This window comes from Gluconacetobacter tumulisoli (genome assembly GCF_014174155.1).
Lineage (GTDB): Bacteria > Pseudomonadota > Alphaproteobacteria > Acetobacterales > Acetobacteraceae > Gluconacetobacter > Gluconacetobacter tumulisoli.
In genome coordinates this window covers 121,674-143,813 of the sequence record NZ_JABEQM010000011.1, presented here as the reverse complement: position 1 = coordinate 143,813, position 22,140 = coordinate 121,674, and the positions used below count along the sequence as shown (strand labels likewise).

Sequence of the window (22,140 nt, the reverse complement as noted above, 5' to 3'; positions counted from 1 at the left end):
TGTTCACCGCGCCGCGCGAACGCCGCACGCAGGATTACATCACCGGCCGCTTCGGCTGAAACAGGGAGTGGAAACCGTGCCACGCGAACACGCACACACCGTCAGCAGCTACGAGCAGGAGCTGGACCAGATCCGGGCGATGATGGCGCGGATGGGTGGCATCGTGGAAAGCCAGATGACGCTGGCCATGGCGGCGATCGTCGATCGTGACGAGGATGCGGCGACCGGGGCCTCGGAATGCGATCCGCAGGTGGACGCGCTGGAGCGCGATGTCGAGGCGCTGGCGATCCGCCTGCTGGCGCTGCGCGCCCCCCTGGCGGGCGACCTGCGCGAGGTCGTGTCGGCGCTGAAGATCACCGGCGACCTGGAACGGATCGGCGATTGCGCGGCCAGCATCGCGCGGCGGTCGCTGCGGCTGGACCCGGCGGACGGCCGGATCTCGCTGGGCGGCCTGCGCAACATGGGTCGCCTGGTGCAGGAAAACCTGCGCCGCGCCATCGATGCGATGGGTCAGCATGACAGCGAGCGCGCGGTGGAGGTCTGGCAGTCCGATACCGTGGTGGACGAGCTGTATACCGCGATGTTCCGCGAGCTGGTGACCTACATGATGGAGGATCCCCGCACGATCCGCTCCTGCACGCATCTGCTGTTCATCGCCAAGAACCTGGAGCGGATCGGCGACCACGCGACCAATATCGCCGAACGGGTCTATTACGCCGCCACCGGCGACCTGCTGCCCGTCGTGCGGCCGCGCGGCGGCGCGGTGGTGTGACGGCGCGGGGCACGGACCGGGGAATGTCAGGCACGATGACGGATGCGGACGGTACGGCGCGCAAGCCCTACATCCTGGTGGTCGAGGATGACGAGGCGCTGCTGATGATGCTGCGCTACAATCTGGAAAAACTGGGATATGAGGTCGGCGTGGCCGAGGACGGGCCCTCGGCGCTGGCGCAGGTCGCCCTCCGCCGCCCGGACCTGGTGTTGCTGGACTGGATGCTGCCCAGCCTGTCGGGGCTGGATGTCTGCCGCCGCCTGCGCGAGCAGGAGGCGATGCGAACGCTGCCGATCATCATGCTGACCGCCCGCGCGGGAGAGGCCGACAATATCCGCGGCCTGGATATCGGCGCCGACGATTACGTCGTCAAGCCGTGCAGTATCGAGGCGCTCCAGGCGCGAATCCGCGCCCTGCTGCGGCGGGTGCCGCCGGCGGACCATACGCTGCGTTTCGCCGACGTGACGCTGGATACCGTGGCCCACCGGGCGGAACGCAACGGACGTACGCTGACGCTGGGACCGACGGAATACCGGATCCTGGAGTTCTTCCTGCGCCATCCCCGGCAGGTCTTCTCGCGCGAGGATCTGTTGCAGCGGGTATGGGAACGCGGCGTGCATGTCGAACTGCGGACCGTGGACGTGCATATCCGCCGCCTGCGGCTGACCCTGAACGGGCCGGGCGAAGCCGACATCGTGCGTACCGTCCGGGCGGCGGGCTACGCCCTCGACGACCCCCGCCCCTGAGAGGCTGGCCAGGGGCAAGGTCCCTCATGTCCGGGACCAGGTAAGGATCGGGCGACAGGCAAGGTATGAGCATGGCCGGATTCGGGTCCGAGAATATCCTGGCGGGGGCGGCGCTGGTGGCGGCGGTGGCGATGGCCTGGCGGGTCACGGCGTCCCGCGTCGGCCGGCGCGCCGATTTCGTGCCGAAGGCCGATATCGACCCCGTTCGCGCCGCCCCGCCGTCGGCGGATGCGCTGGCGCGGCTGATCGAGACGCTGGACCTGGTGCCGGCCGCGATCCTGGTCCTGGATGCCGGCGGGCGCATCCTGCATGCGGGGCCCGGGGCATGGGAACTGTTCGGCGACAGCCTGGGCGCGATCATCCGTCATCCGGCAGCGCAATCGGTCCTGCTGCGCCTGCGCGACGGCGACAGCGGCGAGGTCGACATGCTGCTGGACGTGCCGGTGCGCCGCGCGGTGCGCGGGCAATTCCGGCGCGTGCGCCTGTCGCACGGTGAATCCGTGGTGCTGGCGACCCTGCTGGACTGGAGCGAACAGGACGCGGTGGAACGCATGCGTACTGATTTCGTCGCCTATGCCAGCCATGAATTGCGCACCCCGCTGGCGGCGCTGATGGGGTTTATCGAGACGCTGCGCGGCCCCGCCGCCGATGATCCGCAGGCCCAGCAACGCTTCCTGGGCGTCATGGCGGCGCAGGCGGCACGGATGCAGCGCCTGCTGGACCGCCTGCTGATGCTGTCGCGCGTGCAGATGAGCGAGCATCGCAAGCCGCGCGGGCAGGTGGATCCCGCGGAGACGATCGCGCGCGTCCGCGACGAGACCGCGCCCCTGCTGGCGGGCGGTCCGGCCACGCTGCATGTCGAGGCGCCGGGCGGTCTGCCGGCTTTTCCGGGCGACGCGGACCAGGTCGTGCAGGTACTGCTGAACCTGATCGAGAACGCGATCAAGTACGGGTCGGGCGCGGGGGACCGCGCGGTGCGGATCGCGCTGCGCGTGCGCCTGACCGCCCCGGGCGAAGGCGGATCCGCCCGGCCGGGAATCGCCTTCACCGTTACCGATAACGGACCGGGGATCGAGGCCCGGCACCTGCCGCGCCTGACCGAACGGTTCTATCGGGTCGAGGGCACCGCCGCGCGCCGGACCGGTACCGGGCTGGGGCTGGCGATCGTCAAGCACATCATCGACCGCCATCTGGGGCGGCTGGCGATCGACAGCGTCGTCGGGTGGGGAACGTCCTTCACCGTCTGGTTTCCGCTGGGCGATGGCCTGTCATCGAACCGTCACGAAACTGTCACAGACACATCACGCCCTCAATTGGCCGATCCGGGCTAGGACGAAACCGGGTCCGGGGGATGCCGCGCGTGTTCGCCTGGGCCGGAATTTCATATTCGTCCAGGGGATCGGAAACCCGATGCGTCATCCTGTTACAGTGTTTGCCGTCGTCCTGCTCGCGGCCAGCCCCGCCGCCCTCTCCGCCGCACATGCGGCCGACATCACGGGCGCTGGTTCCAGCTTCGCCGCCCCGATCTATGAGGCATGGGGCGCCGCCGGCCGCAGCGCCAGCGGCATTGCCGTGAATTACCAGAGCGTCGGTTCCAGCGCGGGCCAGAACCAGATCCTGGCCGGCACGGTCGATTTCGGCGCGTCCGACGCCCCGATGGATCCCGCCAAGCTGGAAAAGGGCGCGCTGTTCCAGTTCCCGACGGTCATGGGCGGCATCGTCCCGGTCGTGAACATCCCCGGCGTCGCCGCCGGCAAGCTGCGCCTGACGGGCGAGGTCCTGGCCGGGATCTATGCCGGTGACATCGCGTCGTGGAACGATCCGAAGATCACGGCCCTGAACCCGGGCGTCACCCTGCCGGACCTGCCGATCGCCACCGTGCATCGCGCCGACGGATCGGGCACGACGTTCGTGTTCACCTCCTACCTCGCCGGGGCCTCGCAGGCGTGGCATGACGGCGCGGGCGCCGGCAGCTCGATCTCCTGGCCCGGCGGCGTGGGCGCGCGTGGCAATGACGGCGTTGCCGCGTCGGTGCGCAACACCGAGGGCGGGATCGGCTATGTCGAATACGCCTATGCCAGCCGCAACCACATGACGACGGTGCAGCTGAAGGACAAGGCCGGCGACTTCGTGACCGCCAACCTCGACAGCTTCTCGCGCGCCGCCGCCGCCGCCGACTGGAAGGGGGCTTCCAATTTCGCGGTCAACCTGCTGGACACGGCGGGCAAGGGCGCGTGGCCGATCGTCTCGGCCACTTATGTGCTGGTACCCAAGCAGCCGAAGGACGCCGCCCAGGGCGCGGCCGTTCGCAAATTCTTCGGCTGGGCCTTCGATCATGGCGATGGCATCGCCCGTGGCCTGGACTATGTCGTCCTGCCGGCCTCGGTGAAGACGTCGATCCGCGCGGCCTGGTAAATCGGCGCGGATCGCCGGCATCGGCGGATCGTGTGGTCGTCCCGGACGTTGTCGTCCGGGACGAACGCGCGTCCTACTGCCCCGACTGGGGCTGGGTATAGGCCATGGTGTCGGCCAAATGGCGGCGGACGGCACGCACCTCGCCCTCGGACACCGCCGGTGCGTTATTGCCCCAGCCCGTGCGGATGAAAGTGACAAGTTTGGCGATGTCGGCATCGCCGTAGCGCCAGCCGAAAGGCGGCATCGCCAGCCCGGTCGGCGCGCCCGCCGTGGACGGCATGCGCGCGCCGCCCAGAACGACGGTAATCAGGGAATCCGGATTGCGTTCGAGGACCAGCGGATTGCCGGCAAGGCGGGGAAACGTATTTTCCTCGCCCAGCCCCGACAGGCGATGGCAGGCGGCGCAACTGTCCATGTAAAGTCGCGCGCCGCGCCCGGCCGGGCGGGCGGCCATGAAGGCCGCCATCGTTTCGCCGGAGGGCGCGAAGCGGAGCGGGCGGCCGGCGGATGCCGGGGACAGGCTCTTGAGGTAGACGGCCACGGCGTCCAGATCCGCCATGGACATGTACCGGGTGCTATGCTCCACGACCTCGCCCATCGGGCCGCTGACGGCGGAGGCGCGATTCCTCCCGGTCTTCAGTTCCGTCGCAATGTCGGCCGCCGGCCAGCCGGCCACCGCGCCATCGCCCCGCAGGTCGACCGGCGAGGCACCGGCGAAGGCGCTGCCCGACAGGAAACGCTGCGCATGTTCGTCCAGGCCGGCCTCCTGGAAGGCGAGCCCGCGCGGGGTATGGCAGGTTCCGCAATGGGCCGGCCCCGTGACAAGATAGGCCCCGCGATTCCACTGCGCATCACGCGTCGGATCCGGCCGGAAAGGGGCCGGGTGGTGGAAGGCCAGGTTCCACAGCGCCAGCGGCCAGCGCATGTCGAATGGCCAGCGCATGGTCGACGGCCGGGTAGCCTGTTCGACGGGGACGACGTCCTGGCGGAGATAGGCGTACAGGTCGCGCAGGTCCCCATCCGACATGCGGGCATAGGCCGTGTAGGGCATTGCCGGATAGAGCCGCGTACCGTCGGGGCGTACGCCGTACCGCATGACCCGGACGAAGTCGACGAACGTATAGCGACCGATTCCCGTCCGCGACGCCGGCGTGATGTTGGAGGAATAGAGCACGCCCATCGGGGTTTCCAATGGCACCCCGCCGGTCAGGGGTGTGCCCCCCGGGGCCGTATGGCATGCGGCGCAGTCGCCGAGGACGGCGACATAGGCGCCATGCCGGGCGTCGCCGGTCCCGGTCATCGCCATCGCGAGGCGTGGCTCCGGCCGGTGGAGCACGATTGCCGCGACGGCGGCGATCCCCAGGGCGGAGAGAAGGGCCCCTGCCGCCGCCAGTCGCCCTTTTGTCCGCGCGGGGTCCGTCATGTCGACACCATCGGCCCGGGGTTCTTCAGGTAGATCGAACGAATGCCGGCCGCCGCCCAATAGGTCAGGGCGCCGACAAGGCCGGTCGGGTTGTATCCCACCCCATGGGGAAAGACATTGGCGCCCAGGACGAACAGGTTCGGTACGTCCCAGCTTTGCAGGTAGCGGTTGACCACGCTGGTGCGCGGATCGGCGCCCATGGCGGTGCCGCCGTTGATGTGGGTACTTTGGTACGGGCGGGTATCCCAGTTGTCGCCCCGCTTCAGGATGCGTCCGGACATCGCCTGCGCGCCCATGGCCCGGCCGATCTGCGACAGTTTCTGCCCGAAGAATTCGGACATGCGCAGTTCATTGTCCTGCCAGTTCAGCGTCATCCGCAGCAGGGGGGTGCCGTAGGCATCGCGGTAGACCGGGTCGAGGTCGAGATAGCAGCCGCGATAGGCCATGTTGCTCATTTGCGCCTCGATCCGGCCGCTATGCAGGTAATGGTCCCGCACGCCCTGCTTCCAGCCGCTGCCCCAGTGTGGCGTGCCGGGCGGAAGCGGGATGCCTCGGACCGGGCCGTTGCCCGTCTGGCGCCCCCACATCACGCCGCCGCCGATGAAGCCGGCCTGGGCGTGATCGAAATTGTCGCCATAGAAATCGTCGATGGCGCGCCCGACGCCGCCGGCCCCCATGAACTGGTTGATATAGATCGACTTGTCGAAGAACAGATTCACGCTGTTGATCAACTGGTAGCAGAAATTCCGTCCGACCGTGCCTTGGCCGGTCACAGGGTCGTAGGGCGTGCCGATGGCGGAGGACAGCATCAGGCGTACATTATGCAGATGGAAAGCGGCCAGCACGACCAGGGCGGCCGGCTGTTCCACCTCGCGCCCCTGGGCATCGACATAGACGACGCCGGTGGCGCGCCGGCCCGTATCGTCGACATTCACCTTCAGGACATGGGCATCCGTGCGCAGGGTGAAGTTTGGCATGCGGAACAGGGCGGGCAGGATGGTCGTCTGGGGCGAGGCCTTCGAATAGTTGATGCATCCGTAATCGCTGCAGAACCCGCAGAAATTGCATGGACCGAGCTGGCAGCCATAGGGATTGGTGTAAGCGCGCGAGGCATTGGCGGCAGGTAGCGCATAAGGATGATAGCCCAGTTCCCGCGTCGCCTTGGCGAACAGCGAGGCCGTGGGGGGATCGGCCAGCGGGGGCAGGGGAAAGCCCCGCGCACGGGGGGCCTCGAACGGATTGCCGCCGCCGGTGCGTACGCCACCGATATTGCCGGCCTCGCCGGCCGTACCGCAGACATATTCGAAACGGTCGAAATGCGGTTCGAGATCGTCGTACGAGACCGGCCAGTCCTGAAGCTGCATGTCCGCGGGGATGAAGGACGCGCCGTACCGTTCGGTAATGTGGCTGCGGAAGCGCAGTTCCTCCGGCATGACGCGGGAATGTACGCCCGACCAGTGAATTCCCGCGCCGCCCACCCCGGTTCCGGGCTTGAACGATCCGATCTGCCGGTAGGGCGCGGCCCTTTCGTCACGCGAATGCCGGATGGTGACGGTCGAAACGGACAGGTCCTGCAGCAGCCCGTGGCGCACGGACTGGGCGATTTCGTCGACAACCTTGGGATACGCCCAGTTCGGAACCGTGTTGGCAGGGCCGCCGCGCTCCAGCGCCACGACGTTGAGCCCCGCCTGTGCCAATTCCATGGCCATGATGGCCCCCGTCCAGCCGAACCCCACGATCACGGCGTCGACCGGCTTCATCGTGGTCGGCATCAGGCGTCATCCCCATGAATGTCGACCGGGCCGTAGGGGTAGGGGCCGTCACGCCCGACCCAATCCAGATAATCGGCGCGCGCACCGGGGTGGCCGATCATCGCCCAGGCCTCCATGCCGCGATTGCCACCGTACATCGGGTCGCAGAAATACCCTTCGCGCGTATTCGCCAGCAGGAACGAGGTAAAGAACAGGCGCAGCGAAAGGTCGGGCGACGTGATCGCACCGCTTTCGATCCGCCTGAGGATATCGACCTGGTGCTCGGCCGGCATGTCGGCAAAGGGGGAGCCGGCCTCCTGCCGGCAGGCCTGATCGATCGCCCGGATACCCAGGCGATATTGTTGCCGGGGCGTAAGCCGCGACTGGTAGCCGAATTCGGGTTTGGCGTCGAAGAACGGCGCCTGCATGTACCATTCGGCGCCCGCGGCCCACGGCGTGGCCATCTGCCGATCGATATATTGGGGAACGCCGGCCTGGACCGCACCCGGGCCAATATGGTCGGGCGGGATCAGGCAGTCGCAGGCGGCATTGAGGAAATGCCATTCGGCCTGGGTAAAGAAGGCGGGATGGTAGTCGTCACGCGCCGGCTGACTGGCGGCCGGGACACTGCGGCCGCCCAGATTATCGCGATTGACGGGCTGTTCGGACGGATGAGTCGTCTGCCCGTCGGCGTGGCGCGCCAGCGCCGCCGCCGGAAGCGCCGCCAGGACGCCCTGCAATATGTTGCGGCGGCGAGGGTGCGGGGGAGCGGGGATACGGTCTGCTGCTGGATGGGGCGACGGATCCGGTCCGGTCAGGCGGGATGGGGCAGGAAGGGGGGGCTCCGGATCAGTCACTGCAGGCGTCTTTCCGTGGTTGCGCCCCCTTCAACGCACGACACGGAAAATGGATGATTAATATTCATTTTAATAATAAGTCACTTTTTTTTGCATCTGCATGTGGATACGGCAGGATTTTCCTGAAATCCGCGACGATATGCCACGATTTCGGGCGACCGTTCCCCCGTCGGTCGCCCGGCCTGGAAGAGATAGGTGGCATGTTCCGCGTAACGATCGGCCGTCGCACGACTGTCATCAAAGCGTCATGAAATCATGATGAAACCATCACACGCAAAATAATGGGGTCAGGTTACGAAGCCGCCATCTTCCAGCTCCGGAATGGATGAGATGCAGCTTCGATCCACATTGTCCGCCCTGTTTTGCACGACCGCGCTTCTGGGTTCCACGTTTGCCGCTCACTCTGCCTCGGCAGCTGGTGCACGGGACCCGCAGCTTGAAGAGCTGCGCCGTGAAATGCAGGAAATGCGGGGCCAGATCAAAGTCCTGAAGGCCCGTCTGGGCGAGACCGAAACCAATGTCAGCGATGTCCGCCGCGCGCGTGTGGCCGAGGCCGCCCGCCGGGCCCAGATTTCCCCCGGCATGGCGCATGACATCCGCATCGGCGATGCGGTGACCCCCGGCAGCGGCCTGGGCAAGAGCCTGTCCGGTGTCGGCACCCCGCCGCCGGACCGGGGTATCGTATCGTCCTGGCTGGAATTCCAGGCGGCGAACGCCAAGGAAGAAAGCGTGCATGTCGGTGGCGTGCGCATCGGCTTCCCGGGCGGCCGACCGACCTTCTCGACCGACGACGGCGCCTATGCATTCTCGGTCGGCCTGGCCTTCCACGAGGATTTCGGCGGCTTCTTCGGCCAGGGTGCGCCGCGCGGCAACGAGACGGGCAGGGCGCCCGGCTTTACCGAGAACACGCGCCGCATGCGTCTCTTCTTCTCGTGGCGCTACAAGGACTGGGTGGCCAACGTGACGCCGGATTTCGGCGGTTCCAACGAAATGGCCGCCGGCGGCAGCGCCACGGCCCAGTACCTGTATGAAGCCAACCTGAACTATGCCGGCTTCAAGAACACGGTGCTGACGGTCGGTTACTTCCAGCCGCGCGTCACGGAAGAAGATTCCGAAAGCTCGAACGACTTCATGATGATGGAACGTCCGGGCATCACCGACGTGGTCCGCAAGATCGCGGCGGGCGACGCCCGCTTCAGCGTCGGCGGCATGCATTACGACAAGCGTTGGTGGATCGGGGCCTATTTCACCGGCCAGTCCTACGGTGCGCGTGCGGCGAACAGCGCGACCATCGACAGCCAGACCGGCGGCACGTTCCGCTTTGCCGGGCGCCCGATCGTGACGAAGGACGTCGACGTCCATATGGGCGTGTCGGCCATCAGCGCCTTCCACCCCACCCTGGTCGGCACCAGCGGCACCAACAGCGGCGCCTATAATTACGGGACGCTGAGCGAGACGCCGGAACTGAACTTCGGTGCCAACGGCGTCGCCGCCGCGCTGAACAACGTCTCCGACATCTGGGCCGCCGGTCCGGAACTGGGCATCCGCTACAAGGATTTCCTGATCAAGTCGGAATACTACCATATCGGCGTCGACCGTTCGCACACCACTGCCAATGCGTATCTGCCCAGCTATAATTTCCAGGGTTATTATGTGGCCGGCAACTACACCCTGTTCGGGACCGGCCGCCGCTACAATATCAAGGAAGGCGCGTTCAGCGCGCCGGGCGTGGTCAGTGAGTTCAATCCGGCAGCCGGCCAGTGGGGCGCGCTGGAACTCTCCGGCCGCTGGAGCGTGACCGACCTGAACGACAAGGGCGCCGGCACGACCGGTATGGGCGGTCGGGAAACGATCTGGTCGGGTGGCCTGAACTGGTATCCGAACCGCCATTTCCGCGTGATGGTGGATTACAACCGTATCCTCCTCAGCCACAGCCCGACCTCGTGGGCCACGAACGGCCGCGACCTCAACTCGTTCGCCGCACGTATCCAGGCGGCGTTCTGACAGGACGGCACCGGCCCTTCCGTATGGAAGGGCCGGCGCGGAAGGGGCCTCGCCACGTGTGGCGGGGCCTTTTTTCGTTTGACGGGGCCTGCGGCGCGCGGTTTTCCCGCGATCGGTCAGTAGCGGATCATCTGGCTGAGGAAATCGCGCGCGCGTTCGGTCCGGGGCTGGGTAAAAAACACCTCTGGCGGCGCGGATTCCAGGATGCGGCCCTGGTCCATGAAGATGATCCGGTCGGCGATGCGCCGGGCAAAGCCCATTTCGTGAGTTACGCACAGCGTCGTCATGCCGTCGGCGGACAGGCTGGCCATGATGTCGGCGACCCCCGATACGGCCTCGGGATCCAGGGCGGCGGTGGGTTCGTCGAACAGCATCACCGACGGCTGCATGCACAGCGCGCGCGCGATGGCCACGCGCTGCTGCTGGCCGCCGGAAAGCTGGATCGGATATTTGCGGGCCTGGTCGGCGATGTTGACGCGGTGCAGGAAATTCATCGCCAGTTCCTCGGCGTCCTCGCGGCCGGCCCCCTTCACCACCCGTGGCGGCAGCGCGCAGTTCTCCAGCACCGTCAGGTGCGGGAACAGGTTGTAGTTCTGGAACACCATGCCCACCATGCAGCGCAGGCGCGTCAGTTCGGTCTTCTGGTCGATCCGTTCGCCGTCGATCGTGATCTCGCCGGCGTCATGGGGTTCGATCCGGTTGAAGCAGCGGATCAATGTCGATTTGCCTGATCCCGACGGGCCCAGGATCACGATCTTCTCGCCGCGCGCGACGGTAAAGGACACGTTCCGCAGGACCGCGAAATCGCCGTAGGATTTCTGCAGGTTGCGGACTTCGATCATGGGGGATGCCTCCGGGGACGACCCTGGAGACGGCATCGGGGCGGCGTCAGGCTGCGGCATGGCTGGTGGCCTTCAGGCGGTCGGCCCAGGCGAAGCGCCGCTCGATGCGCTTCTGGACCCAGAGGAAGAAGAACACGATCAGCAGGTAGTAGATCAGCGCCGCCGCGTAATATTCGGTGAATTCAAAGGTGCGCGCGACGTTGATCTGCGTCACCGCCAGCAATTCCTGCAACGAGATGACCGAGGCCAGCGACGTCGTCTTGATCAGGCTGATGAATTCGTTGATCGTCGGCGGCAGGGCGATGCGCAGCGCCTGCGGGAAGATGATATGGCGATAGACCTGCATCCGCGTCATGCCCAGCGCATCGCCGGCCAGCGCCTGTCCCGGGTCGATCGCCTGCAGGGCCGCGCGGTTGATCTCCACCTGGTACGCCGCCTCGTTGATCGACAGCGAAATCCAGGCCGCCAGGAACGGCGTGAACCAGGATTCGCGGAAGACCGGCAGAAACTGCGGCAGGGCGTTCCACACGAACAGAAGCTGCAACAGGGTCGGCGCGGCGCGGAACAGCGCGACATAGGCCCGGATCGCGGATTTCAGCATCCCGTCGCGCCCGTTCATCACCATCGCCATCGGAACGGCCAGCCCGATGGCGGTCATGTGCGACAGCACCGCCATCGCCAGGGTGATCGCCGCCCCCCGCGCGAAGGCCGGTGATACCAGCGCCGCGGCGAAGGTGCGCCAGTTGAATCCCGATACCGCCTTCTGGTCTCCCGCCTGCATGTCGCCGCCGCCGGGCATGATCCGCCAGCGTTGCAGGATCGGCGTCATCTGGCCGCCATCGCGCAGGGCCGCGATCGCGCCCTCCAGCGCCGCGCGGTCGCGGGCGTCCTTGCGGATATAGATCGCGAAATTCCGGTATTCCGGGTAGTCGGGCTGGAAGATCACCGACACCTTGCCGTTCAGCTGGGTCTGGCGGAAGGCCAGTTCGACATCCTGGCTGACGAAGGCGAAGGCCCGGCCGATCAGGACCTGCTGCACCACCTGGTCCTCGGTCGGATATTGCTGGATTTCGATCGCCGGCCGGCCGGCGGCGGCCAGGGCCACGTTTTCCTGTGCGATGCGCGCGGCATAGCTGGTGCCGGATTCCACCGCCAGCACCTTGCCCGACAGGTCGGCCATCGACGTCACATGCGCGGTGCCGGCCCGCGCCACCACGACCAGCGATGTCGGCTGGTACGGCACGGCGTCGAATTTCACCTCGCGCGCCGCCTGGCGGACGACGCCGCTGATGACCATGCCGCAGCGCCCGGCCTCCAGGCTGGGGAACAGGCCGACGAAATCCATGGAGACGAAGGTCACCGGAACATGCCAGTACGCGCCCAGCCGGCGGCTGACATCGATATCCACGCCCGCCAGGTCGCTGCCGTCCGTGCCGTTGACGAACGTCATGGGCGGCAGGGTCGGGTTGGTGCAGACCGTCAGGCCGCCGGCGGCGAAGGACGGGGCCTGCTGCGCGCGTGCGACGGGTGCCGCCGCCAGGCCCAGTACCATGCAGGTCCACAGCAGGGCGACCCACGGCAGCCTGCGGGCGCGCAACCGTTTCAGCGACGGATCGGCCGGGCGGGAGCGCCGCGTAGCGGGATGCGCGGCATGTGGGGGCAGGGGGGTGCCGTGCATGGGCATTCCTAGCATGTGGAATCCAGGATCGTGCGGAACGTGTCCGTCATCAGGCCGGTATCGGCGTCCTTCTTCACGACGAAATGCAGCTGGGTGACCAGCGGCGGCAGGTCGTCGCAGGCCAGCCGGCGCAGCTGCCCGCCGTGGACCAGCGGAGTGGCGAAGGCGTCGGGCAGGAAGCCGAGATAGATCCCGGTCATGATCAGCATCGCGCGGGAATCGATGGTCTCGGCGGCGGCCGAGAAGGTCAGTCGCCGACGGATGGCGGGCCAGCCCGGGGCCGTCGCGGCGTCGGACACGTCGATCAGGCGCTGGTCTTCCAGCATGGCCAGCGTCAGCGGCGCCTCCGCGCGATCGAAGAACGGATGGCGCCGCCCGCAATAGAGATGCAGCGTTTCCGAGACCAGGCCCGTCGAGGACAGGGCTGGCTGCGCGCGCGGCATCAGGGTCACCGCGGCGGTGGCCCGGCCGTCCAGCAGCGCATGTTCGATCTCGGTGACCGGGGCGGAGGTCATGTCGATGAAGATCCCCGAGTGGCGCCGCGCGAACAGTTCCAGCGCGCGGACGATGGCGGTGTCCCCATAGGCCAGGAGATTGTCGATGACATACAGCGTGAAGCGCCCGGACAGGATGCCGCTGGCGACGTTCACCCGGTCGCGGAAGCGGTCGATGTCGCGCAGCAGGTCTTCGGTCGCGTCCAGCACCTGCTGCCCCTCGGGCGTCAGGGCGAAGCCGCCGCGGCCCCGGCGGCACAGCCGGATCTTCAGGCGGCTTTCCAGGGACGAGATGTCGATGCTGATGGACGATTTGCTCTTGCCCAGCGCCATTTCGGCCGCCGTGAAGCCGCCGCGCGTCGCCACCGTGCGAAAGACGCGCAGCAATCGCAGATCGACTTCGGCCAGCTGGCCGTGGAATCCGGGTGCGGCGCGTGTCGGATGGGTGCCGTGCCGGGTGGCGGGCAAACGGGTGTCCTTGCATCTGGGGTGACCCCGGCCGGGGCGGCATGGACCTGCTTACCACGACCCCGCGCCGGTGATCCATGGCGGACGCAGGCAGCATCCGGCGGGTGGAAATGGCGGAACAGTGCGGATTTTCCGGTCGTTTCTCCGATATGTAAACTTCACTTTGCGTGATTCATATTTGATCCGCAACGATGGAGTGGTCGAAGGTATGACCTTGTCAGGTCGTATCGCTTTCGGTTTGATGCCGGAGGACTGCGCCATGTCAGGAGGGGGCCGGCACAGGTGCGTTCGCGGTTTCGATTCAGCCTTGCGCCGACCGGGCCGGACGCGGAATGATGCGGCTGGACCTGTTCCGCACGCTGTGGGGATATGACCGCCCGTGGGCCGAGGCGATCGTCGAACTGCGCGCCGCCGGTTTCGACGGGATCGAGGCCCGGGTGCCCGCGACGGCCGCCGATGCCCGTGCGCGGGGGCGCCTGCTGCGGGACGAGGGCGTACCCTATATCGCCACGATCCTGACCGGTCCCGGCATTCTGCCCGACCAGGGGGCCGGGATCGACGCGCATCTGGACGATCTGCGGCGCAAGCTGGACCTGGCCGCGCCTCTGGCGCCGCGCTTCGTCAACATCCTGGGCGGCAACGACCGCTGGGGCGTGGCGCAGCAGGTCGATTTCATCGGCCGGGCACAGGACCTGTGCCGCGCGGCCGGGCTGGCCGGCTGTTTCGAAACCCATCGCGCCCGCATCCTGGCCGGACCCTGGCTGACGCTGGAGGTCATCCGCCAGCATCCGGACATGCTGCTGACCACCGATATCAGCCATTGGGTCGTCGTCAGCGAACGCCTGCTGGACGACCCGATGGACGATCTGTCGGATTTCGTGGCCCGTGTGCATCACGTGCAGGCCCGCGTCGGCTACGACCAGGGGCCGCAGGTGCCTCATCCCGCCGATCCGGCCCATGCGCGCGACCTGGCGTTCCACCAGGCACACTGGCGGGATGTGTGGCGCAGCCAGGCGGCGCGCGGCTATGGCGTGACCACCATGACGCCGGAATTCGGCCCCGACGGCTATCTGCACCGCCAGCCCTTTACCGGCACGCCCGTCGCCGACCTGTGGGGGCTGAATGTCTGGATGGGCCGGGCGCAGCGCGCGCAGTTCGCGCGCTTCCTGGCCGGCGACCGTTGATGATCCGGGAACGACAAGGACTCTCCAATGGCTGATCCTGATGCCTTGCCCGACCGCGCGGATACCTTTACGTCCCTCCCGGTCATTGATGTGGCGGGCCTGTTCAGCCCTGACCTGGCGGACCGTCAGGCGGTCGCCGACGCCCTGGGCGCCGCAGCGCGCGAGGTAGGGTTTTTCTATATCGCGGGGCACGGGATCGACCCGGCGCTGATCGCCGGTCTGGCCCGGGCGGCGCGCGATTTCTTCGCCCAGCCGTTGGAAAAGAAGATGGAGTACTACATCGGCGATTCGGCCACGCACAAGGGCTTCGTCCCGGAAGGCGAGGAGGTCTACGGAACGGGTCGCCCGGATCACAAGGAAGCCTTCGATATCGGCTTCGAGGTCCCGGCCGACCATCCGCTGGTACTGGCCGGCACGCCGCTGCTGGGGCCGAACGACTGGCCCGACCTGCCGGGCTTCCGTGCGGCCGCGCAGGCCTACTACCAGGCCGTGTTCGCTTTGGGCCGCACCCTGTTCCGCGGCTTCGCCCTGGCGCTGGGCCTGGACGAGCCGTATTTCGACGGCCACGCGCAGTATCCGCCGTCCAAGCTGCGGATGATCCATTACCCGTTCGACGACGACGCGCGGGACGCACCGGGCATCGGCGCGCATACCGATTACGAATGCTTCACCATCCTGCTGGCCGACCGGCCTGGGCTGGAGGTCCTGAACGGGCATGGCGACTGGATCGACGCGCCCCCCGTTCCCGGCACCTTCGTCGTCAATATCGGCGACATGCTGGAGGTCATGACCGCCGGTGCCTTCGTCGCGACCGCGCACCGCGTCCGTGCGGTGCGCGAGGAGCGCTATTCCTTTCCCCTGTTCTATGCCTGCGACTATCACACGCGCATCCGGCCGCTGCCGCAATTCGCCGACGCGGGGCAGGGGCAGTACGACACCATCGGCATCGGCGAGCATATGTGGGCGCAGGCCCTGCAGACCTATCGCTATCTCGGCCGGCGGGTGGCCGAGGGGACGCTGGCCCTGCCGGAGGGCGCGCGCCGCCCCTCCAGCTTCGGCCATCTGAAGGCCCCGGAGTGAAAGCCCCGGCGTACAACGCCCGTCCCGCAGGCGTGGAATTCGGCCCGCCGATGCTGTAGCCTTTCCCGATCCCCCATCCTTCCCGACACCGCCCTTCGGAGTTCCGCCATGGACATCACCCCCACCGGCCTGTCGGCCGGCATCGCCGCCGACGAGCAGGCCCTGCGCGAGGATCTGGCCGCCGCCTACCGCCTGCTGGCCGTCTTCGGCATGACCGACCTGATCTATACACACCTGTCCGTGCGCCTGCCGGGCGACGGACATACTTTCCTGGTCAATCCCTACGGGCTGCTGTTCGAGGAAATCACCGCCAGTTCACTGGTCGTCGTCGATGCCGAGGGCCTGCCGACGCAGCCGATGTCCCATCCGGTCAACCCGGCGGGCTTCGTCATCCATTCGGCCGTCCACCGCAGCCGCGCCGATGCGGCGTGCGTCATGCACACCCATACGCTGGCCGGCATGGCCGTGGCGGCGCAGGAATGCGGCATCCTGCCGCTGAACCAGATCAGTCTGGAATTTCACGAGGACGTGGCCTTCCACCCCTATGAAGGCATCGCCGCCGACGACAACCTGAGCGAGCGCGAGCGCCTGGTCCGTGACCTGGGCACGTGCAATGCGCTGATCCTGCAGAATCACGGCCTGCTGACGGTCGGCCGCACGGTGGCCGAGACGTTCTATCGCACCTATTACCTGGAACAGGCCTGCCGCATCCAGATCGCCGCCCAGTCCACCGGGGCGAAGCTGAATGTCCCGTCGCTGGAGCGTATCCAGCGGACCCGCAAGCAGTTCGACGAGGAAGAGGACAAGGGCGAACTGGTCTGGAAGGCGCTGCGCCGCAAGCTGGACCGCGAGCAGCCCGATTACGTAAGCTGATCACAGGCGGCGACGATACTGACGAACTGCGCGGCGGATTCCATGCCCGGCCCAGACGGGCGGGAAGGCGTCGGACGATGCATCGCGGTGGATGGCGAGGGGGCCGCCAGGGCCGCCATGGTCCCGGCGGGAGCCGCGTCGGCACCGAACAGTGTCAGCGCCGCGCGCACCCGCAGCGCGGCATCGGCGTCCGCGATCCGGTAGAGCACCTGCCGCGCCGCCCGGCGCGTCGCGACCAGGCCGCCACGGCGCAGTTCGGCCAGTTGCTGGCTCAGCGCCGGCTGGCCGATGCCGGTCAGGGCGTCGATCTCGCCCACCGCATGTTCGCCCGCCAGCAGCAGGGCCAGGATCATCAGGCGTTGCGGCTGCGCCAGCGCGCGCAGGCGCTCGGCCGTATCCTCGGCGGCGGCGCGGTCCAGGGGGGGGACGGCCGGGGGCGTAAGGGCGGGGGGTGCGGACGTCATGCGGCCGGATCGGGAGTGATGCGGCAGAACCAGGCCGGACCGGCGGCCGCGACCTCGTCCTCGGTCCGGGCGGCGGGCAGGACGATGTCCGCGCCGGGGGTCCAGCCCTCCGGCGTCAGCGCGTCGCCGCGCGCCGCGCGCTGCAGCGCGGCGACCAGGCGCAGCATCTCGGCCACCGACCGGCCCACCGACATCGGGTAGCAGGTGATGGCGCGGACGATGCCCGCCGGATCGATGAAATAGGTCGCCCGCACCGTGGCGCTGTCGCGCGCGGTCGCGTCCAGCATGCCGTAGGCGCGGCCGACGGCCATCGTCGGATCCTCGATCACCGGAAAAGGGACGGCGGCGCCGAAGCGGGCGTGGATCGCCTCCATCCACGCCAGATGCGCATGCAGGCTGTCGACCGACAGGCCCAGCAGCGCGCAGTCCAGTGCCGCGAACCGGTCCGCGGCACGGGCCAGGGCGACGAATTCGCTGGTGCAGACGGGCGTGAAATCCGCCGGATGGGAAAAGAAGACCAGCCATGTCCCGCGATAATCGCGCAGCCTCACCTCGCCGCGCGTCGTGCGGGCGCAGAAATCGGGGGCGAGGTCGCCGATCCGCAGCGGTCGGCAGGCGTCGGCGGGCGGGGTGTCCGTGGTCGTCATCTCGGTCATCGCGGGCCTTTTGCATCCCATGCGGCTTGACGCAACATGAAGCATGAAATACAGATTTTATGAAAGTGCGAAAGTGATATCGTTTTCGCAGTCCGGGAGAGCGCCCGATGCCGACCGATCCTGCCTGCGACGCCGCCACGTCCCAGATCCGCGCCATCCTGACCGGCGCATCGGCCGGCGCGCCGGTGCCGGTGGTCCGCACCTTCTTTGATCAGGCCACCTTCACCGCGACCCATGTCGTCCACGATCCGGCGACGCGCCAGGCGGCGATCATCGACAGCGTGCTGGACTACGACCCCGCGTCGGGCCGCACGCGCAACGATTCCGCCTCCGCCGTCCTGGCTTATGTTCGCGCCGAAGGGCTGGAGGTCGCCTGGCAGCTGGAAACCCATGCCCACGCCGACCATCTGTCGGCGGCGCCGTGGCTGCAGGGGCAGGTGGGCGGCAGGCTGGCCATCGGGGCGGATATCGTCCAGGTGCAGGACGTGTTCGGCAAGATCTTCAACGCCGGCACGGCCTTCGCCCGCGACGGGTCGCAGTTCGACCGGCTGTTCCATGACGGCGAACGCTTCCGCCTCGGGTCGATCGACGCCATCGCCCTGCATGTGCCGGGGCATACGCCCGCCGACATGGCCTTCGTCATCGGGGATGCGGCCTTCATCGGCGATACGCTGTTCATGCCCGATTACGGCACCGCGCGCGCCGATTTCCCCGGCGGGGATGCGCGCATGCTCTATCGCTCGATCCGTCGCCTGCTGTCGCTGCCGGATGAAACGCGGCTGTTCCTCTGCCATGATTACGGCGCGCCGGGGCGTGACCATTTCGTGTGGGAAACCACGATCTCGGCCGAACGCCAGGGGAATATCCACGTCCATGACGGCGTGACGGAGGATGATTTCGTCGCCATGCGCACGGCGCGCGACGCGACGCTGGATTTGCCCCGGCTGATCATGCCGTCGGTGCAGGTGAACATGCGCGGCGGCCACCTGCCGGAACCGGAAGCCAACGGCACCCGCTATATCAAGATCCCGCTGGACACGTTGTAGGCGCGTGGACGAAGAACCCGAATCGCATGACCGCACGCCTTTCTCGCCTTCCCGACGCGGCTGACATCGCCGTCGCCCGCGGGGTGTCCGGCCGGGGCTGACGGGCGCGATGGATCCCGTTCAGGCCCTTCTCGGCATCCTGTCCGGCGTGCTGGTCGGTTTCACCCTGGGACTGGTCGGCGGGGGCGGATCCATTCTGGCGGTGCCGCTGATGGTCTATCTGGTGGGGGTGCGCAGCCCGCATGTCGCCATCGGCACCAGCGCCGCCGCCGTCGCGGCCAATGCGCTGGCGGGGCTGGCCAGCCACGCGCGGGCGCGCACCGTCAAATGGCGCTGTGCCGGGGTGTTCGCGGCGGCGGGCGTCCTGGGGGCGCTGGCCGGCGCGCATGCGGGCAAGGCGATAGGCGGGCAGAGGCTGTTGCTGTGCTTCGCGGTGCTGATGGTCGTCGTCGGGCTGCTGATGCTGCGCGGTCGGGGCGGGACGGGGGATCCGGGCGCCACCTGTACGCGCGGCAATATCGGGCGCATCGCAGGGGCGGGGCTGACGACCGGCCTGCTGTCCGGATTCTTCGGCATCGGCGGCGGGTTCCTGATCGTTCCCGGCCTGATGGCGTCGACCGGCATGCCGATCCTGAACGCGGTCGGCACGTCACTGGTCGCCGTGGCGGTCTTCGGCCTCAGCACCGCCGTCAGCTATGCCGCATCGGGCCTGGTGGACTGGCCGCTGGCGGGCCTGTTGGTCGCGGGCGGTATCGTCGGCAGCCTGGGCGGCACGCGCGCGGCCCGAGTGCTGGCAGGGTCGCGCGGACTGCTGACACGGGTGTTCGCCGGGATCATCTTCGTCGTCGCGCTCTACATGATCTGGCGCGGGCTGGCGCTCCTGCTGCCGGAGGGGCAGGCGTGACGCAAGTGGCGGAAGAGGTCGGATTCTGCCCGAACCCGGCAAGGGCCTCGGCCCTTGCATCCGATTGATAAAATCCGGAGTTCCAAAGGACTACGTCCTTGCGGAACAACGTCCTGGCCCATGAGCGTCCATTTGTTCGAGTCTTCGCCGGTCCGGCGATCCGGTCTATGCTGGGGACTCCTCTGGCCAGAATGGTGACCCGCCCATGACCACTGCCCCCCTTCGCACATCCGCGCATCCGGTCGACCGCCTCTTTCTCGACCGCTGGTCGCCGCGCGCCTATGACGGCGCGCCGATCGCCGAGGACCTGCTGCTCTCGTTCCTCGAAGCCGGACGCTGGGCGGCATCGGCCTATAATTCGCAGCCCTGGCGTTTTGTCTACGCGCGGCGTGACACGGCGGACTGGGACCGCTTCGTCAGCTACCTGATCCCGTTCAACCAGTCCTGGGCCGGGTCCGCGTCGGCGCTGGTGTTCGTCCTGTCCGGCACGACGATGCTGCCCCCCGGCAAGACGGAACCGGTGCCGGCCCTGACGCACGCCTTCGACGCCGGTGCCGCGGCGGCATATATCATGCTGCAGGCGACGTCCGCCGGATGGGCCGCCCATGCCATGAGCGGCATCGATCACGACGCCATCCGCACGGGTCTGGGCGTGCCGGACGACCATGCGATCCACGCCGCGATCGCCATAGGCCGCCAGGCCCCGCCCGATATCCTGCCCGAAGGCCTGCGCACCCGCGAAACCCCGTCCGGCCGGCTGCCGCTGTCGGACATCGCCTTTCCCGGCCATTTCACCGGGGGGTGAGCCCGGCGGGCGCCGTCAGGATGCGAACGGGTGGGGCGCGACCGAGGCGTGGCTGTCCTGCATGATGTAGGACTGCATTTCCCGCGCCAGAAGCTCGGCTTCCTCCAGCCGCAGCTTCACGATATCGCCGATGCTGACCAGCCCGACCAGCTGGCCGGCGCCGTCCTGGATCGGAACGTGGCGGCTGTGGCGGCGGGTCATCTTGCGCGCGACCGACAGGATGTCTTCGGACCGGGTCGCGGTCGGCACGTCGCGGGTCATGATATCGGCCGCGCGCAATCGGCCGATATCGGCGCCGCGCGTCGCCAGGGCCTCGACGATCGATCGTTCGGAGACCAGCCCCGCGACATGCCCGCCATCGACGATGACCGGCACCGCGCCGATTCCGTTCCTGAACATCAGGTGCGCGATCGCCGTCACCGGTTCGTCCGGCCGGACGGTGACGACGGCCGAGCCTTTGCTGTTCAGGATATGCAGGACGGGAATGGCCATGGGATTCACTCCTCCGTTCGGTCCGCGCTTCGCCGGCGCGGTTCATGTATGCGTATCGGTGGTAACGGAAGAAATGGCTGTACGGCGCGCGCGGGGAACGGCCGCCGCTCTTCATAATCGTGTGACCATCCTGCCCGGCGGGCGGCCGCCGGTCAGTCCACGGTCAGGCGCAGTCCCTGCTCCGCGATGAGGAAGCGCACGCCCCCCAGGCCGCTGCGTGCCGCGTCGCGGACCAGGTCCCGCCGTATGGCCTCCTGCGGTGCAGGCCCGGCGGCCAGGCTGTATTTGACGTGGCCGATCAGCACCGTCAGACCGCGCAGCGATTCCAGTCCGCCCGCCTGGCGCGCCAGGTCCCGCAGCGTGGCCGCCACCCAGGTCGGGGTCATATGGCCGAACAGCATCCGGTCCGGCCGGGTGTCGTCGTACGAGGCCTCTATGACGATGGCCTTCAGCCGGTGTGCCGCAACCTCCGGTGCGATCGCCCGCCAGAGATCGTCCAGGCGGTGCCCGCCCTCGACGGCGTCGGGTCCGGTATCGCCCATGTACAGGACGGATATCCCGTTCGCGGCGATCAGGAAGGCGGTCGATTCGACGCCGCCATGGTCCAGCGGCCAGGCGGTGACGGTCATCGCGGTGTCCGGCACCGGCTCTGCCCGGCCCGGTGTCAGTGCGCGATAATGGTACTTGCCCAGCGCGGGCGGCGGACCGCGATCGCCGAAATTCGGCCAGATGCGCCAGTTGAACAGATGGGCCGACAAATCGTCCAGGGTCGCGGGCAGGGCATAAATGGGCTTGGCGCTGTCGTCGGGCGACGCGACGACCAGGCCCGCGACATGATCCAGATGCGCGTGGCTGATCAGATAGGCGCGAATCGTATGCGTCAGCACATAGCCCGGGCGTGTCAGGCCGCTGCCACGTGGCACGGCAATGTCATCCAGCGCGCCGGTCCGGCCGGCCGCCACCAGGCCGCCCATCGCCGTTCCGGCATCGCACAGGACCGCCCGGTCGTCACCGGCCGGCCGAATCATGTAGGCGCTGAGGTTCCCGTCCAGCATCCCGCCCCGCGCGCCCAGTACCGTAACCACGAATCCCGGCCGCGCCGCGGCTTCCGGTGTTGGGGGAAGGGAAAAGATGGATATGAAAAAACAAAGAAATAAACATGTTTTTTTTAATGTCATCGCCTCAC

At 67.8% G+C, this 22,140-nt stretch carries 21 protein-coding genes; 11 read left to right on the top strand and 10 right to left on the bottom strand.

Annotation, left to right across the window (positions count from 1 at the left end; translation table 11 throughout):
- Nucleotides 1–76 precede the first annotated feature (76 nt).
- From phoU to pstS, 4 genes are all read left to right on the top strand, one after another.
- Entirely contained in the window at nucleotides 77–772 is a 696-nt protein-coding gene (gene phoU / locus HLH28_RS13775; protein ID WP_182960145.1) for a phosphate signaling complex protein PhoU, read from the top strand.
- A 23-nt stretch (nucleotides 773–795) separates the two neighbouring features.
- Complete coding sequence (phoB, locus tag HLH28_RS13770; RefSeq protein WP_246396184.1) at nucleotides 796–1,518, top strand: phosphate regulon transcriptional regulator PhoB; 723 nt, start codon at nucleotides 796–798, stop codon at nucleotides 1,516–1,518.
- Nucleotides 1,519–1,589: 71 nt separating this feature from the next.
- Nucleotides 1,590–2,849, top strand: coding sequence for an ATP-binding protein (locus HLH28_RS13765; RefSeq protein WP_182960143.1), 1,260 nt, complete (start codon nucleotides 1,590–1,592; stop codon nucleotides 2,847–2,849).
- A 79-nt stretch (nucleotides 2,850–2,928) separates the two neighbouring features.
- On the top strand, nucleotides 2,929–3,933 hold the full coding sequence (gene pstS, locus HLH28_RS13760) for a phosphate ABC transporter substrate-binding protein PstS (RefSeq protein WP_182960141.1): 1,005 nt from the start codon (nucleotides 2,929–2,931) through the stop codon (nucleotides 3,931–3,933).
- A gap of 73 nt (nucleotides 3,934–4,006) precedes the next feature.
- On the opposite strand, the gene HLH28_RS13755 is transcribed toward pstS, so the two are convergent.
- Genes HLH28_RS13755 through HLH28_RS13745 form a run of 3 tightly spaced genes read right to left on the bottom strand, consistent with a single transcriptional unit; the run spans nucleotide 4,007 to nucleotide 7,847 of the window.
- Complete coding sequence (locus HLH28_RS13755) at nucleotides 4,007–5,356, bottom strand: cytochrome c (protein WP_182960139.1); 1,350 nt, start codon at nucleotides 5,354–5,356, stop codon at nucleotides 4,007–4,009.
- A complete protein-coding gene (locus HLH28_RS13750) occupies nucleotides 5,353–7,128 on the bottom strand; it encodes a GMC family oxidoreductase (RefSeq protein WP_182960138.1) in 1,776 nt (591 codons plus the stop codon). The genes HLH28_RS13755 and HLH28_RS13750 overlap by 4 nt, the downstream gene beginning before the upstream one ends.
- Nucleotides 7,128–7,847: a gluconate 2-dehydrogenase subunit 3 family protein gene (locus tag HLH28_RS13745; RefSeq protein WP_220790093.1), complete on the bottom strand. Its 720-nt coding sequence runs from the start codon at nucleotides 7,845–7,847 to the stop codon at nucleotides 7,128–7,130. The genes HLH28_RS13750 and HLH28_RS13745 overlap by 1 nt, the downstream gene beginning before the upstream one ends.
- Nucleotides 7,848–8,285: 438 nt before the next feature.
- On the opposite strand from HLH28_RS13745, the gene HLH28_RS13740 reads away from it, so the two are divergent.
- Entirely contained in the window at nucleotides 8,286–9,968 is a 1,683-nt protein-coding gene (locus tag HLH28_RS13740) for an OprO/OprP family phosphate-selective porin (protein WP_408869851.1), read from the top strand.
- Between the two features lie 116 nt (nucleotides 9,969–10,084).
- Here the strand turns inward: HLH28_RS13740 and HLH28_RS13735 are convergent, their stop codons facing one another.
- From HLH28_RS13735 to HLH28_RS13725, 3 genes are all read right to left on the bottom strand, one after another.
- A complete protein-coding gene (locus tag HLH28_RS13735) occupies nucleotides 10,085–10,810 on the bottom strand; it encodes an amino acid ABC transporter ATP-binding protein (RefSeq protein WP_182960136.1) in 726 nt (241 codons plus the stop codon).
- A 46-nt stretch (nucleotides 10,811–10,856) separates the two neighbouring features.
- Nucleotides 10,857–12,362 carry an ABC transporter substrate-binding protein/permease gene (locus tag HLH28_RS13730; protein ID WP_182960182.1) on the bottom strand — a complete coding sequence of 502 codons (1,506 nt, stop codon included), beginning with the start codon at nucleotides 12,360–12,362 and terminating at the stop codon, nucleotides 10,857–10,859.
- A gap of 134 nt (nucleotides 12,363–12,496) precedes the next feature.
- Complete coding sequence (locus tag HLH28_RS13725) at nucleotides 12,497–13,450, bottom strand: LysR family transcriptional regulator (protein ID WP_182960135.1); 954 nt, start codon at nucleotides 13,448–13,450, stop codon at nucleotides 12,497–12,499.
- A 332-nt stretch (nucleotides 13,451–13,782) separates the two neighbouring features.
- Here HLH28_RS13725 and HLH28_RS13720 point away from each other — a divergent pair, with 332 nt between their 5' ends.
- The 3 genes from HLH28_RS13720 (at nucleotide 13,783) to HLH28_RS13710 (ending at nucleotide 16,587) form a co-directional block, all read left to right on the top strand.
- The gene (locus tag HLH28_RS13720) at nucleotides 13,783–14,634 is read left to right on the top strand and encodes a sugar phosphate isomerase/epimerase family protein (RefSeq protein WP_246396181.1); all 852 of its coding nucleotides are present in this window, start codon (nucleotides 13,783–13,785) and stop codon (nucleotides 14,632–14,634) included.
- A gap of 27 nt (nucleotides 14,635–14,661) precedes the next feature.
- The gene (locus tag HLH28_RS13715; protein WP_182960134.1) at nucleotides 14,662–15,714 is read left to right on the top strand and encodes an isopenicillin N synthase family dioxygenase; all 1,053 of its coding nucleotides are present in this window, start codon (nucleotides 14,662–14,664) and stop codon (nucleotides 15,712–15,714) included.
- Between the two features lie 108 nt (nucleotides 15,715–15,822).
- Complete coding sequence (locus HLH28_RS13710) at nucleotides 15,823–16,587, top strand: class II aldolase/adducin family protein (protein WP_182960133.1); 765 nt, start codon at nucleotides 15,823–15,825, stop codon at nucleotides 16,585–16,587.
- On the opposite strand, the gene HLH28_RS13705 is transcribed toward HLH28_RS13710, so the two are convergent.
- Entirely contained in the window at nucleotides 16,575–17,051 is a 477-nt protein-coding gene (locus tag HLH28_RS13705) for an ArsR/SmtB family transcription factor (RefSeq protein WP_182960130.1), read from the bottom strand. The two genes, HLH28_RS13710 and HLH28_RS13705, sit on opposite strands and share 13 nt — an antisense overlap.
- Nucleotides 17,048–17,707, bottom strand: a complete 660-nt coding sequence (locus tag HLH28_RS13700) for a peroxiredoxin (protein ID WP_182960128.1) — start codon at nucleotides 17,705–17,707, stop codon at nucleotides 17,048–17,050. Before HLH28_RS13700 ends, HLH28_RS13705 begins: the two co-directional genes overlap by 4 nt.
- A 107-nt stretch (nucleotides 17,708–17,814) precedes the next feature.
- Here HLH28_RS13700 and HLH28_RS13695 point away from each other — a divergent pair, with 107 nt between their 5' ends.
- From HLH28_RS13695 to HLH28_RS13685, 3 genes are all read left to right on the top strand, one after another.
- The gene (locus HLH28_RS13695; RefSeq protein ID WP_182960126.1) at nucleotides 17,815–18,753 is read left to right on the top strand and encodes an MBL fold metallo-hydrolase; all 939 of its coding nucleotides are present in this window, start codon (nucleotides 17,815–17,817) and stop codon (nucleotides 18,751–18,753) included.
- A gap of 109 nt (nucleotides 18,754–18,862) precedes the next feature.
- Nucleotides 18,863–19,657, top strand: coding sequence for a sulfite exporter TauE/SafE family protein (locus HLH28_RS13690; RefSeq protein ID WP_182960124.1), 795 nt, complete (start codon nucleotides 18,863–18,865; stop codon nucleotides 19,655–19,657).
- Nucleotides 19,658–19,862: 205 nt separating this feature from the next.
- Nucleotides 19,863–20,462 carry a nitroreductase family protein gene (locus HLH28_RS13685; RefSeq protein WP_182960122.1) on the top strand — a complete coding sequence of 200 codons (600 nt, stop codon included), beginning with the start codon at nucleotides 19,863–19,865 and terminating at the stop codon, nucleotides 20,460–20,462.
- A gap of 15 nt (nucleotides 20,463–20,477) precedes the next feature.
- Here the strand turns inward: HLH28_RS13685 and HLH28_RS13680 are convergent, their stop codons facing one another.
- Together HLH28_RS13680 and HLH28_RS13675 are read right to left on the bottom strand one after the other, a co-directional pair.
- On the bottom strand, nucleotides 20,478–20,954 hold the full coding sequence (locus HLH28_RS13680) for a CBS domain-containing protein (protein WP_182960120.1): 477 nt from the start codon (nucleotides 20,952–20,954) through the stop codon (nucleotides 20,478–20,480).
- A gap of 152 nt (nucleotides 20,955–21,106) precedes the next feature.
- Nucleotides 21,107–22,039, bottom strand: coding sequence for a 3',5'-cyclic-nucleotide phosphodiesterase (locus tag HLH28_RS13675; protein ID WP_338029742.1), 933 nt, complete (start codon nucleotides 22,037–22,039; stop codon nucleotides 21,107–21,109).
- Between the last annotated feature and the right edge of the window lie 101 nt (nucleotides 22,040–22,140).